12 protein-coding genes are annotated in these 14,341 nt (G+C 47.0%); all 12 read right to left on the minus strand.

What is annotated here, in order from left to right; translation table 11 throughout:
• A complete protein-coding gene (locus tag H3H32_RS14840) occupies nucleotides 1–1,044 on the minus strand; it encodes a sialidase family protein (RefSeq protein WP_182464344.1) in 1,044 nt (347 codons plus the stop codon).
• A gap of 140 nt (nucleotides 1,045–1,184) precedes the next feature.
• Nucleotides 1,185–1,541: a four-helix bundle copper-binding protein gene (locus tag H3H32_RS14845; RefSeq protein WP_182463447.1), complete on the minus strand. Its 357-nt coding sequence runs from the start codon at nucleotides 1,539–1,541 to the stop codon at nucleotides 1,185–1,187.
• A gap of 111 nt (nucleotides 1,542–1,652) precedes the next feature.
• Entirely contained in the window at nucleotides 1,653–2,780 is a 1,128-nt protein-coding gene (locus tag H3H32_RS14850; RefSeq protein WP_182463448.1) for a glycosyltransferase family 61 protein, read from the minus strand.
• A 76-nt stretch (nucleotides 2,781–2,856) separates the two neighbouring features.
• A complete protein-coding gene (locus tag H3H32_RS14855; RefSeq protein ID WP_182463449.1) occupies nucleotides 2,857–3,453 on the minus strand; it encodes an AraC family transcriptional regulator in 597 nt (198 codons plus the stop codon).
• Nucleotides 3,453–5,840 carry a TonB-dependent receptor gene (locus H3H32_RS14860; protein ID WP_182463450.1) on the minus strand — a complete coding sequence of 796 codons (2,388 nt, stop codon included), beginning with the start codon at nucleotides 5,838–5,840 and terminating at the stop codon, nucleotides 3,453–3,455. The genes H3H32_RS14855 and H3H32_RS14860 overlap by 1 nt, the downstream gene beginning before the upstream one ends.
• A gap of 80 nt (nucleotides 5,841–5,920) precedes the next feature.
• Entirely contained in the window at nucleotides 5,921–6,370 is a 450-nt protein-coding gene (locus H3H32_RS14865) for an HYC_CC_PP family protein (RefSeq protein ID WP_182463451.1), read from the minus strand.
• A 240-nt stretch (nucleotides 6,371–6,610) separates the two neighbouring features.
• Nucleotides 6,611–7,129, minus strand: coding sequence for a DUF4494 domain-containing protein (locus H3H32_RS14870; RefSeq protein ID WP_182463452.1), 519 nt, complete (start codon nucleotides 7,127–7,129; stop codon nucleotides 6,611–6,613).
• 127 nt (nucleotides 7,130–7,256) lie between these two features.
• Nucleotides 7,257–8,138 carry an SDR family oxidoreductase gene (locus H3H32_RS14875; protein WP_240543777.1) on the minus strand — a complete coding sequence of 294 codons (882 nt, stop codon included), beginning with the start codon at nucleotides 8,136–8,138 and terminating at the stop codon, nucleotides 7,257–7,259.
• 91 nt (nucleotides 8,139–8,229) lie between these two features.
• The gene (locus H3H32_RS14880; RefSeq protein ID WP_182463453.1) at nucleotides 8,230–9,069 is read right to left on the minus strand and encodes a crotonase/enoyl-CoA hydratase family protein; all 840 of its coding nucleotides are present in this window, start codon (nucleotides 9,067–9,069) and stop codon (nucleotides 8,230–8,232) included.
• Between the two features lie 126 nt (nucleotides 9,070–9,195).
• Nucleotides 9,196–10,701: a DUF1501 domain-containing protein gene (locus tag H3H32_RS14885; RefSeq protein ID WP_182463454.1), complete on the minus strand. Its 1,506-nt coding sequence runs from the start codon at nucleotides 10,699–10,701 to the stop codon at nucleotides 9,196–9,198.
• 25 nt (nucleotides 10,702–10,726) lie between these two features.
• Nucleotides 10,727–12,370: a DUF1800 domain-containing protein gene (locus H3H32_RS14890; protein WP_182463455.1), complete on the minus strand. Its 1,644-nt coding sequence runs from the start codon at nucleotides 12,368–12,370 to the stop codon at nucleotides 10,727–10,729.
• Nucleotides 12,371–12,611: 241 nt separating this feature from the next.
• Nucleotides 12,612–14,249, minus strand: coding sequence for a DUF1800 domain-containing protein (locus H3H32_RS14895; protein ID WP_182464346.1), 1,638 nt, complete (start codon nucleotides 14,247–14,249; stop codon nucleotides 12,612–12,614).
• Between the last annotated feature and the right edge of the window lie 92 nt (nucleotides 14,250–14,341).

Genomic DNA, 14,341 nt, shown 5'->3' on the forward strand with positions numbered 1-14,341 from the left:
TCAGGGTACGAACCCTGCCTGAACGGTACCTTCTTCCTCCCACAAACAGAGTACTTTATTTTTAGGCATTAGCGCCAACTTAGGATACCCTCCCGTACTAATAAGAGCAGGTTTTGTCTGACCGGGCGATGTACCCCAAATTTGACCATCCTGTTGAAAGACGATGTAATCGCCCCTGGATGTTGTCACAATCTTTGCATTCTTGCCCGTGGCATATTCCGTTTCGGGCTGCCCTGATTTGGCAATGAATAACTTATCATTTCGGCGCCATACGGTCGATAATTTACCGTCCTCAGTCATAAATAGTCCTCCCCCATCCATTGGGCAGGCTTTGAGTTGCCACGTGCCTTCTCCTAGTTTTTCGGCCTTTCCAACTGTTTTTCCGCCATCGCTCGACCGGACCAGATACATATCGCGGGCACCGTTGATGAAATTGCGAAACATAATAGCAACCTGCTGGCGCTGGCTTACAATCGAAAGCTGACAGCATTCACAAACTGTTCCATCCGGCGATTGATATAAAACCTGATTGGGTAACCATGTTTTTCCGCCGTCGACCGAGCGAGCGCCCACAATTTTGTTTTGGTTGTCTCCCCGCAAATCAAGCCAGGTGGCCATATAGCTGTTGTCGGGTCCAGCGGTTAGCGCAACAAAACCCTCTTTGGCAATATCAGCTACATCATTCACCCGAACCCGTTTCTGCCATTTCCCCGTCGAATTTACTCGAGTATACGACCAAATATTGCCCGCTTTATCAATGGCCGTTATCACCACCGACTGTTTAGTAGCTGCAATTTGTGGCCCTCTCGACGCGCCCAGATGCAATCCTGGCAAACTATCTACGCGTACAGGTTCGGCAAACTGGTTACCATCCTGGGTGCAGGTATAGTAAATAAGTCCACCCTGCCCGTATACAACATGCACCTTTCCGGCGGGGTCGGTGGCCACCGACGGATGCTTTCCTTTACCTACTTGTTTCCCCGTAATCGCTGGCGGGCCGATTAGTAGGTTGATTACGAACAGGAGGCTCAGTAGCGGATGCATCGAATTGACTAACAGGGTTTTTGTATGGACTAACTTTGTAATTAGCGTTGTACCCACGGGCTTCAGCCCGTGTTTGAGCTTAAATAATACACGGGCTGAAGCCCGTGGGTACACGCTAATTACAAAATCAAGCAAACGTTTTATGCACTTGCCGACATGGACCGACATTCTTCGGCACATTTGCGACAGGCTTCAGCGCAGGCTTTACAATGCGCATGATGCCCTGCGTGTTTTTCACATTCTTTGGCACAGGCCTCACAGACTTCGGCACATAGTACCATAAAATCACGCGAGAAGTCTGAGCCACGGGCATCCAAACGGCCACACAGTGTACAGATATCGGCACAATCGCGGCAGAGTTTAATGCAAGCCGTCATGTCATGACCTTTTCCGTCTTTGTCGCCCATTTCCAGGCAAGCCGTTACGCAGCGTTCGCAGGCTTCGGCACATTCGAAACAGGTGTCTACATGGGTATGCGTGTGTTGCATCGTTTCCATAATCGTTGTTGTCGTTTTATCGACCACCGTTGGTCTGACAAAATAACTACACACACTCGATAGGGTTTTTACATAATTAGGGACGAACTGTATAAATACAGCTAACAGTGCCTATGCAGTCTGAAGCAGGTTGTTTAGACTTTGCTCCAGGTCGGCAATAGATACAAAAAGGTCTTCCTCAAGGGAATGCCGGCTATTCCCCATCATGATTACGTGGTAATAAGCCGAATACTGCATGCCCATTAATTGAGACAGATACCGAAAATGATCGACAACCATCGTAGACGTGAACAGCTCGAAGAGGTGGGTACCCGACTCACACCAAATGATGTTGGTGAATGAAGCGCCATGCGGCCCAATGATGAACGACGCATTTTTGTAGATAGCCACCTGTTCGGCAACAGACCTGGGCCTGTCATCAACAATGGTGAAATTATACCTTTTCAGTAACTCAATCAGAGCGTCTTCGTTGACCACACGCCGTCGGCCCGAACGGCTTATGTAGATTCGGTTATGGGCCGTTCGAACTGGTTTTAGTTGGCTTTCTACCTGCTTTTTCAAAGCTACAATATCGGCCAGATTTGGGTAGAACCAGTGCCCGCTATTGCCAAGTATACACTCGTTAAATTGAACCTCATACAGGCGACTGTCCAAAGTACGATCTGGTGTAAACCCGATTAACGACAGATACTCACGTTCGTACTCCGTTTTAAACAAAGGATACGCCAGAACAGCTTCAGCAAAAACGGCCTCGGGTAGCGCTTCCCGGATTCGGCACAATTTCGCTGCCACCAAAATCACAAAATCATAATATCCTCCAAAAGCAATACCATCTAACATATGCGCCCAGGGGGCAATGAGAATATCGTGCATAATTCGGGTTCGGCTTCCTTTTTTCAGGAAATTTTGCACCAAATGATAGCGCTCGAAATCGGTACAAAGCACATTGGTATTCGTCAGGATTCCGCCAAACGGCAATTGGGTCGTTCTGGGGAGAGCAGGCTTATAATACCAGACATAACTCTGGTGGGCAACAGCTTCGGTCGGCTTAAATACAAGGGTTGCTGGATGAGCTGCATTGGGGACAGCATGGAGTATAATCTGGGTTTCCGGACTAACCGCCACGATGTACGGACTTAGGTATTCCTCTGTCTGTTGCTTCGTTAACAAAACAACTCCAAATCGCTTCAACAGCGCTTCCAGAAAGGTTTTTAGTAGATCCCGTAAACGTCTCATCATCAGAATTTATACTGTTAAAGTTATCGTTTACCTGAGCACTCTGTGTCGAACGTGCTGTTCACCATCACCCTATCGATTATCCTTTTCCCTCACCCGATTCGTTCATGAACAATGTATCCAAATTCCGCCGATTTACCTGAGTCGCCTTCCGAAACTGACCAGGTGTTTGGCCCGTCACTTGCCGAAATTGGGTCGATAGGTGCTGAACACTACTATAACTCAATCGCCAGGCTATTTCACTCAGGGTCAGCTCATCATAGCGCAACCACTCTTTTACTTTCTCAATTTTAAGCGCGATAATATATTTCTCGAGGGTATGCCCTTCGCTTGCCGAAAACAAGTTACTCAAATGCGAGTACTCATACCCGATTTTACGCTCTAAAAAGGTAGAATAGTTTTCGGTTGGCAGTCGTTCCCCCTTCAGATGCTGGATTTCATTAATTAACAGAATTTTCATCTGCTCAACCAAAGCCTGCTTCTTGTCATCCACTAAGTCGAAGCCGTTGGCTTGCATGACTTGTCGAATCGTAGCGAGGTCAATCGTCGACGAGTCATCCGTTACATCCACCTCACCCAGTTCAACCCGACCAAGCGTTAAGCCAAGCTTTTCTAGCTCCTCGCGTACAACCCGCTTGCACCGGTCGCACACCATATTTCGGATGGTCAGTGTCATTAGTTTACGGGTTTAAATCGAAATCCGACATAAATCATACGCCCGGTTACCGGCCCCCACGCCCGGCCCGCGGCATCAAAATCGGGTCCGTACGGATTACTGGCATCGAAAATAGGATTCAATTGCCGAAACCCCGTCAGGTTTTCACCACCCACATAGAATTCCAAGCCACTCCTGAATGCCCGGCTCAGCTGTGCGTTCAGGTTGGCGAAACTCGGTGAATAATCAGTTGGCACATTTTCATTACTAGGGTGAACGTAGCCTTCGCGCAGGTAGTGAATACGGCGGGGGCCATTCCACTGCAAGGTGGCATCAAATTTCCACTTATCGAAAGGCAACGCATATGCTACATTCAGCAATACTCGCTCACGAGCTACCATCATTCTGGGCAATAATAACGTATCCCCCGCAGGCATGGCAGTGCTTTGTCGCGTATCAAAAAGCCGATAGGCCAGTTTCACATCGAATCGGCGGGCGGGTTGCACGTTCAACTCAGCCTGGAAGCTATTGGCAAACGAGCGGCCATGATGGTATTCGTCATTCAGATTATAGAAATAGATGCGCGACGAATTCTCGACATTAACTACTAACTGGTTCTGAAAATCAGTCCGATAATAATCAAGTACTAACGATGCTTTTTTGCCCAGCAAAGTAAAATCTTGCGTTAGGCTTATACCGTAATTCCAACTGACTTCGGGCTTACGTGGCCCCAACTGCCAGTTGACGTAGGGTCCGGCAGTCTGATTTTCATACATAAACACAGCCCGTGAACTGACCAGAAAACCCATATTTTCGCTGATTGGGTTAGCTACCCGAAAACCCCGTCCGCCCGAAACACGTACGGTAAGGTCCCGATTGACGTTGTATTTAAGGTGCGCCCGAGGAGTCCATTGAGGGCCGAACAAATTGTGGTAATCGAAACGTCCACCTAATACCAGCGTCAGTTTTTCGGGGTATGTGTACGTGTATTCGGCAAATATACCCGGCACCGATTCCGTTCGCTTAGTAATTAAAGACCCTAATTCTTCCCTGTAATCATCTAGCAGATAGCTCAATCCAGCTTTATAGGCATGATTTGTATTGCCGATGATATTCTGATAAATCAGGTTGGCGTAGATGGTGCGTTGCTGGCCAGTATAGGGTCGGAATCCAATAACGGCTGTTTGATCGTGATGAACTCCGTTAATAATTAAGCCTAACCCTTGATAAGGCTTATTTGGATAAAGAATGGCCGTTTTTGAGAAGAATTCCAGCCGTTTTGTGGTATTCCCAAACTTATACCGATTGTCGCCGAAGCGCGATAATTGCCCTCCATCACGATCTTCATAAAGCGCTTTTACCCCAAATTGCGCCATAAACCGATCACTATTGTATTTGTATCGATTAATGAGATTAAGCTGCCTGTAAAGCGGCAAATCGCGAAAGCCATCGTTGTTCTGGTCAATTTCTGTGCGTAGTGTACTGGCATGTCCCAAAATACCGACACTCCATTTAGCCGTTGGTGCAATCGGTTTTTGTGTAAGCCCAGGCCATAGATACTCAGGTTCACTTTTTTTTGTGGACAATACTTTCGACCAGTTGATGTTCCCTTCAAAACGCCCAAAACTGTTTGCATAAGCGTTCAGAAACAGCTTATTGGCATCGTCCGGCTTTTGTAGCTCAACATTCATCTGGCCACTCATCGATTCATAACCATTGACAACCGAACCCGCGCCTTTACCGACATCGATGCTCGTGATCCAGGTACCTGGAATATAGTTTAAGCCAAACGTCGTGGCTAATCCACGCACCGTCGGGATATTCTCGACATTCGTCTGCACATATTGGCCTCCAAGACCCAGAAACTGAATCTGCTTAGCGCCCGTAACGGCATCGCTATACGACACACTCACCGACGCATTGGTTTCGAAGCTTTCGGAGAGGTTGCAGCAAGCCGCTTTGGCGAGCGTTCGCTGGTTGATAAATTCGGTTTGGATTGGGTTGATTCGATCAATCTGGCCTGGAGCGCCCGATACCGTCACTTCCTGTAACGTTCGGGTGCTGCGTAACGTCACAGCCACTTCGGTAGTTGGGCTGGTCACTGTAATGGTATCAGATTGATAGCCCACGTAACTCACAATCAGCCGATTGGCAGTTGTTTGAAATGGCAATTGGAAATGGCCTGTATCATCTGTCAGCGTCCCTACCGACGTATTAGCCCATTGTACTGTTGCGCCTACAAGCGGCACTTGCTTTGCATTGACCAATTCGCTTACCCGTCCGCGAATAGAGGTTGGTTGGGTAGAATCGGCGGCAAATAGTTGGCGGGGTGCAGCCTGAACGATGCCTGACTGAGTAAGCCACGGACCAATCGTCAGCACCACAATCCATAAACAGAAGTATTTCATGAATTCGTTGATTGATAAATAAGTACGGCAAAACCTGCGCCAATAGCTACCGGCGTGGGAAAAACAGATCAATCAACGTATCAAAGGAGGAGACTACGAACGAGCGTCAGAATATCACGCCCGGAAAGCGAAGGAGGAGATGGGAAAGCCGAAACAGATGACGATTTCCCGGCAAAAATCCACTCAAAAAACCAAGTCAGTACACTAACGACACCTGCGGCAATCGTTTCGGTGATGGTTTTAACAAACTTGGCTACCAGTTGACTCAGCGATGACGAAATATCGACATTCTCGTACTGCTGATTATCCTGACAGCATTGTGTCTTTTTAACAAGTGTTTGCTCGTCAGGCATAGCTCCTTTGTCGGTAGCACAACCTGTTTGCGTTTTGGCATCGCTGAACGCGACAACCATCGTTTTTTTCTTACCACGCATCTGGCACGAATGCTCCACCAACCCAAAGCCAGTACTGCTCAGCAGCACGACGCAGGCCATTAGTAGGTTGAAGTATTTGAACAGGGTGCGTTTCATGACGGGGCAAATATCCGGATTTGCTCCTATTCAACGCAACTATTTGTGACTAAAAGTCCTGAATTTCATAAAAAAAGACGGCCATTCTGTAAAAAATGGCCGTCAATGGAGTCAGGAATCGTCAGATAGTGTTCAGGTAGTAGTCAAGAATGGCCAGGAATTGTCAAAAGTTGTCAGGAATTGCAATAAACTATACCTGACAACTCTTGATTATTACCTGACGATGCCTGACAATTTACGTTAAACCGTCTCTGGTTCAGGCTTTATCACCTCACTCAGTGGGCGAAGATTGCGCTGCTCCTCTTCGTTATATGGGAAAACTTCCAGGATTTTGGTTGTATTAACGTCCGTAATCTCAAATGGATCGAGGGCCGTTTTCAGGCTTATTTCTACCCGCTCGTAAGCCTCTTTAGGCGTCACGGCATTAACCAGCATTACACTCGGTGTTTTTTTCTGTTTACCCGTCTTTTCGTCATCCGTGATAAACATAGCTTTCACTTTAAACCACACCTCGCCCCCATCTTCATTATAAAAGACATCGGCCAATTTCATGCGTGAGATATTGGTAATCTCAAAATCGGGCGTGTTGGCAGCTATCTCCTGGTAAAGCCGTCCTTCAGCTTCGGTATAGCTGACGGCATCCACCAGATAAGCTTCGGTCACGGTTTTTTGCTTGATAAATTCTTCATTCCGGCTGCCGACATTCGAGTCGTCAATGGGTTGCTGATAGCGGATTTTTCCGAGAAACCAGTTGGGCATTTTAACGAATTTTAGTACTCTTTTATAACGTAAACAAGGGTGCAAAGGTGCGTAATTAATGATGAATTATGAATGATTAATGATGAATTCAGTTCTCGTTTATTCATCATTAATCATTCATAATTCATCATTCTTTTTTACTCGCCCGGTTGGCTTGTTTGATGGTTTGTTCGATCATATCCCACTGCTCAGAAGTGACTTTTTCCAGATGACTAAACTCACCTGCCATGAGCACCTCGCCCCCATCAATCGTAATACTTTCGCCAGTGATGTAACCGGAATAATCGGACAGTAGGAATGCCGCCAGATTGGCCAGTTCGCCATGTTCGCCAACACGATGTAAAGGGATACGGCTCGTCGGGTCCATCATGCTGGCCAGCGGTTCGGGAAACAACCGATCCCAGGCACCTTTAGTTGGGAAAGGACCGGGTGCAATGGCATTGAGTCGAATACCATATTTCCCCCATTCGGCGGCCAGCGACTTCATCATAATCAAGGCCCCACCTTTGGCTACAGCCGACGGGACTACATAGCCCGAACCCGTAGTAGCATACGTAGTTGAAATGTTCAGGACGGTACCCGGAATTTTGTTCTCGATCCAATACTTTCCTACCGCCAGTGTGAAATAGTAGGTTCCGCGCAGAACAATATCGACAATCGTATCAAACGCTTTGTACGACAGTCGCTCAGTGGGGCTAATGAAGTTTCCGGCAGAATTATTCAGCAAGCCATCAATACGGCCAAACTTTTCAATGGTTTTGGCCATGACGTTTTCGATCTCAGCCGTATTACGAACGTCGCAGGGCACGGCAAGAACGACACCTCCTGTTTCCTCCATTAATTCACTCGCGGTGGCATCAATTACCGCTTGTCGGCGACTGCAAATTGTGACGTTGGCTCCAAGCTGGAGTAAATACCGACTGACCGATTTACCCAAACCCGTACCTCCGCCGGTAACAATAATAGTTTTCCCTTTCAGCGCGTCGTCGCGCAGCATGCCTGTGGTCATAATGATTGAATGAGTGAGTGATTGAATGAGAGAATAGTATTGCCAGCGTTTTATTCGCTCATTCAATCACTCACTCATTCAATCATTTGAATTAATAACCTCGATTTGATTTCTTATTAAACTCCGCTTTACGTTTCTCGATGGTGGCCTGCATGGCTTCGGAGAAATCTGAGGATTGCAACTGACTCGAATTCCAGACCGCTACGTATTGCAGGCCATCTTCGATGGATTTGTTCTGGCTGTAGTTCAGTACTTGTTTGGCACCTTGTACGGCTGTGGCTGGGTTATCGGCGATCTGCTGGGCAAGTGTGGCCGCGGCCGCAAATAAAGCGTCAGGCGTATCATATACGTGATTAACTAAGCCCGTATGCTCAGCAAAAGCAGCATCGTAATCGGCGCCAGTAAAGGCCATTTCGCGGGTAAATCCCTGACCAATAATGTTAGGAAGAAATTGCAATCCGCCGATATCGGGCGTTATGGCCAGTTTGGCTTCGCGTAAACTGAATTTGGCATCACGGGAACAGAGTCGGATGTCGGCGGCCGAAATCATATTCAGCCCTCCCCCAATACACCAACCATGCACCGCGGCAATCACTGGTTTAGGTGATTCATACATTTTCTGAAACCCCGACTGCATCTGCCGAATTTGCGCCATCAGCTCCACGCGTTGCTGAGCCAACACGGTTCCAGTGGTCATTTTTCCCAGAAGAGGCATCATCTGTGGAATGTTGAGACCATAACTGTAATGGTCACCACTGCCCCGAAACACGATACAACGAATGTCGGACTTTTGGTTGATTTCGTCCATTGCCTTGGGAAGTTCTGCCCAAAATTCTGGTCCCATCGCGTTGCCCTTGCCAGGCCCCAACAGCGAAACGGTCATCACGCCATCGGTCTGCGTGAAGGATAAAGATTGATATGTCTGTTCCATTACCTAATAGTATGCATGCATACGAATTGCGTAAAGGTAGCAGAATTACCAAATGCAATGCAACCCGTTGCCTAAAAGCTGGAACAGGAAAGCGAACCAAAGCATGCGCCTACTTATTCGTTCGTACTAGCCAGTCATCTGAATTGAATAAGGGCCTGTAAAGAGCAGTTTACCTTCGAGTCGAATGTTTTTAACCGAGATTGTTTTGTCGACCGTCAGCGTATGACCAGCATTGACTTTCACATACTCATTGGCAAACGGTACTCGCCCCACAGTCCATACATTCGGATCTTTCCAGTTTCCGGTTGCAACGGTTTCAACCGTATTGGAAAACAACGAAACGGTAGGAAACTCATGAAAGAGCAATGTATTCGTTGTGGTACGCTGCGTTCCGAACCAATCGTTAAGAATATCGGTGTAAACGCGCCGAAAATCGATTTGCATGTTCACATCCTTGCTACCCACTTGCCCCGTTAGGTTCGCCAGATCGGGATTTTGTCCAATTGTCCGATGTTTTACATTACTACCGAAAACAAACATGGGAGCTGCTATTCCGTGATCAGTACCTTTCGAATTATTAGAATTAGCCCGTCGACCAAACTCTGAAAACGTCATTCCAATTACTTTATCCTCCGTACCCTGCAATTTCAAATCTTGTTGAAAAGTAGCAATCGCGGCAGACAATTTACCAAGGAGTGCCGCATGACTACCAGCCGTTGTATCACTGGCATCCACCTGCCCCGAATGGGTATCAAAGCCACCTAGTGATACAAAATAAATCTTCGTTTTCAGTCCTCCATGAATCAATCGGGCCACAATCTTTAACTGATCAGCCAGAGAATTCAGGCCGTTGTCGGGGTACGTTGTCAGATTTTGTCCCGCATCGGCAGCCGCCTTTATTTCAGAGGCATACCCCACCGACAAAGCCTGCTGTTTTCGGATAAAGGCAATCAGATCGCCCGCATCGCAGCAGGGAAGATCGGTTGGCGAAGTGGCGCTGGCCGAGCCGACCAATTGATAAAAACTATTCGGATCACTGAGCGCAATACCCATCGACTGCTGACTACCCAATAAAGCCGTTGAGGTTAGGTAACCGATCTGAATGGCCAGCGGATCTTCCATTTGCGCATTCGGATAGCCTACAGGATAACCCGGAAATCGGTTTTCGAGGTAACGTCCAGCCCAACCCGAATTTGAGGTTACAGTGGAGTCAACGGCAGTCATCCATATGTCGGTAGCCCGGTAATGAGACTGATCGGGGTTGGGGTACGAAACCGAATGGATAATAGAGAGCTTGCCATCATTATATAAATCCCGCATTCCCGTCATGGCGGGATGAAGCCCCGTTGCCAGATTCCCATCTAAACCAAGAACAGCATTCTGTGGAATCGCAATGTTGCTTCGAAGGCCATTGTATAGCGAATACTGGTCAAGTGGAATCACGGTATTGAGCCCATCATTGCCCCCGTTCAAGTAGACAATGACCAGCACCCGATCGCTGGCAAGCGCCGTTGTCGCCAGCAGCGATTGAACCAGTGCCGACTGACGTGACATGGCTTTCAGTCCAAATCCATCGAGCATCACCGGCAAGACACTCGCCGAAGCTGCCGCTAAAAAATCTCTACGTTTCATAAAAGAAGTCTTCAGTCAGTAGCTGTCAGCAAAGTTGATACTCAGCCATGCGGAGCATGTATTTCATCAGGTTCTGTAACCGCCACAACACCCCATTCTTTTTGTTTGTATTCGTCGGTGCAGCACGGTACGCGTTCCATTCAAACGTCCAGGATGAACGAGGAATACCCTGCATCATGATCGTGTCAATCAGAAAATCGATTTGCGTCTGGAACAAGTCTGTAGCAAACAGATTTTTGGCAAAAGCCGCCTGTATATCTGCGCAAGAAATGGCAGCGGTTCCAGTGACGTCGGCAAAATTTGGCTGTAGAGATGTTACCCAAGCCACCAAATCAATACCCATATTATAACCTGGCTTCACCTCGAGCCAGCGCCAGATATAGGCATCGGTGTAATTACTTCGGAGTGCAATCGTAGTTGTGTTCAGCCAGATTTTTGAATAGCCAGTCTGGTAATACGGCTCATACCCGAATACAGAAGGTTGATCGACAAGTGCCATTTGCATATCGCGCATTTGCCAGAACATGAAATCGAAGTACTTTTTAAAGGCTGCGTAATCGGTCTTCATGTCGGGCACTGGTTGATTAAAAAAACGCATTGCCCCAACTGCCAGATCGGCAGGAGATTTGATCATCGCTCCCCGATTGGCGTTATCGAAAAAAATCTGACTCGTCAACAATTTGACAATCACTGGCTGAATAGCATAGTTGTTACTTGAACTTGACAAAAATTGAGCCAATGGTATAATTACGTTATCTTCAATTGCTTGAGTAACGTTGGGGTTAACATACCAGCGATAGAGTTTTCGACAAATAAACCGGGGCGTTTGCGGATGTTTCAGCAACATCGTTACCAAATCATCTAACTCAGCATCACCAGCTGTCACTGTCGCTGATGGGTTAGCGGAGCGTCCTGAGATGACTGTATTGTTGTACTTCGCTGAAAAGGTTTTATTCGTCGAATCGTGTTTGGCCAGCGTAAACGTTGTGGCAAAACTGGTTGAACCAACCTTCCAGTAGTTAGTATATTGCCAGCCGGTCAGCACACGGGCTGCTGCTTTTACATCGTCTTCCGTATAGTTTTTATTCCCCGCAAAATCGACTGCGCCCACGGTAAACAACTCCTGAAGTTCACGAGCGTAGTTTTCATTGGGTTTACCTACCTCATTTTCATTGCCGTTCAAATACCGCAACATGGCAGGCTCTTTACTGATTTTGGTAACAAGGGTGCGAAAATTACCCAGGGCGTTGTTTCGCAGTACAAGCAAATACTGATTCACAAACCGGTAATCATCAACTACGTCGCGGGTAGTAACGAAATGGTTCTGCCAGAAAAGAGTCAGTTTATCAAGCAAACTCGGTGGACTAGTTTGGGAAGTCATCAGTCCCAGCCACCAGTAACGTAGATAGTGCCCAAAATCGAAATTCCGATCCCCGTTAAACGGTTTGTCGAGATAGGTTTGCCCGGCTGTTGGTTGTGTATTGTCCAGATCAATCGGTGGCGACGGTGAGTAGTTCGCGTTGCTGATCAGTTGCTGCACTGCCTGCGCAGCCGTTAGGCCTGTGAAGCTGGTAATTTCGGCCTGCGTGGGCCCAAAGGTGACGCGCCGAAGCAAATGAGCGGCTGTCTTAGCCGTAAGTACTGTTGTGTATTGATCCAGATAAGGCATTCAAAAGAGACTAGTAGTAAGGACGCACAGACAAACCCTTACCATATATATACCGTTCAATCAACAATATAGGTTAAAAAACAGTAATATACCTAATCACTAGACACAATTATTTAAATACAAGTTTATATATTAATATAATCATAAACAAAATACAAAAAACCAGTGCATTGAAGATCATGATTTAAAATCAGTTTGATTATATGTCGTTAATAAGTACCTAGTTAACGACCGGGTTGCTTTAGAAAATATGATACTCAGCCATTCGAAGCATATATTTCATCAGGTTTTCCAGCCGGGCACGCACTTCATACCGCGCTCCCCCATCCGTTATATCAGTTCGATAGGCGTTCCATTGAAAGATCCAGGACATACGGGGTAAGTTTTGCATCATAATGGTATCAATCAGAAAATCCTGTTGAGACGGCTGTAAATCATAGACAAATAAATTGACCGTGAACCCATTGAGTATATCCACACAAGTAATGGCAGGCGTTCCGGCGACATCGGAAAAATTGGGCTGTAGAGCCCTTGCCCAGGCAAGCACATCGATTCCCATTAAATAATCGGGGGTTACCTGAAGGTATCGATAAACGTAGGCATCGGTATAATCATACCGAAATCCCATAGTAGTTGTGTTTATCCAGATTTTCGAATAACCGGTTTGATAATAGGCTTCGTAACCAAATACCGACGATTGATCTAAAATGGCCAACTGCATGTCTTGCATGCGGTAGAACACAAAATCGAAATAGGTTTTAAAAGCCGCGTATTCTGTGGTTATGTCGGGCACGCGCTGATTAAAAAATCGCATTGCCCCAATGGCCAGTTCGGCAGGCGATTTAACGATAGCGCCAATGTTCGTCTCATCGAAAAAAATCTGACTCGTTAATAGCTTAACAAGCACTGGCTGAATCATGTAATTGCTGTCCACCAGCAACTGCGCTAGCGAGCCAATTATCTCGTTTTCAATGGCTTGTGTAACGTTAGGATTCACATACCATCGGTACAGCTTCCGACAAATAAACCGGGGTGTATGCGGATGATTCAGGAGCATCGATACCAGATCGTTCAGCTCAGCATCCCCGGCCGATGTGGTACCAGGTAGTGAAGTCGCCCGGCCTGGGATGACCGTATTGTTGTAATGCGCTGAAAATGTTTTGTCGGTACTGTCGTGTTTTTCATCCGTGAACGTTGTTGTAAAGCTCATCGAACCATCTACCTCATGGTTTGTGTATTCCCAGCCCGTCAATACTTTAGCGGCTGTTTTTACATCATCTTCCGTATAGTTTTTATTCCCCGCAAAGTCGAAAGCCCCCACTGTAAACAGCTCCTGAAGCTCACGAGCATAGTTCTCATTTGGCTGACCAACTATATTTTCGTTCCCATTCAGGTACCGAAGCATGGCTGGATCTTTCGAGATTTGAGTAACCAACGTCCGGAAATTACCGAGGGCATTATTCCGCAACAGCAACAGGTATTGGTTCAGAAAGCGGTAATCACCAACCGTTTCGCGGCTGGTAACGAAGTGGTTTTGCCAGAATAACGTCAGTTTATCAAGCAAACTGGGCGGGGCAGACTGCGAAGTCATCAACCCCAACCACCAGCAGCGCAGGTAATGACCAAAATCGAAGTTCCGATCGTGATTAAATGGCTTATCTAAATAGGTTTGTCCGGCAGTGGCTTGATCCCTATCCAGATCGACCGGGGGCGGAGGTGAGTAATTGGCATTGGCGATAAGTTGCTGTACGGCCTGAGCGGCTGTCAGGCCCGTGAAGTTGCTAATTTCAGCCTGAGTCGGTCCAAAGGTTGCCCGTCGAAGTAGATGAGCAGCTGTTTTGGCCGTCAGCAACGGCGTGTATTCGTCCAGAGATGCCATCATACCCAGTTCGTTCCAGTAAAAAATAAAAGAGAACCGCCGTAACAAACAATTTGACTTATCGAATGCGGAATTACCAATGGAAACCGAGA

Source organism: Spirosoma foliorum (assembly GCF_014117325.1).
Lineage (GTDB): Bacteria > Bacteroidota > Bacteroidia > Cytophagales > Spirosomataceae > Spirosoma > Spirosoma foliorum.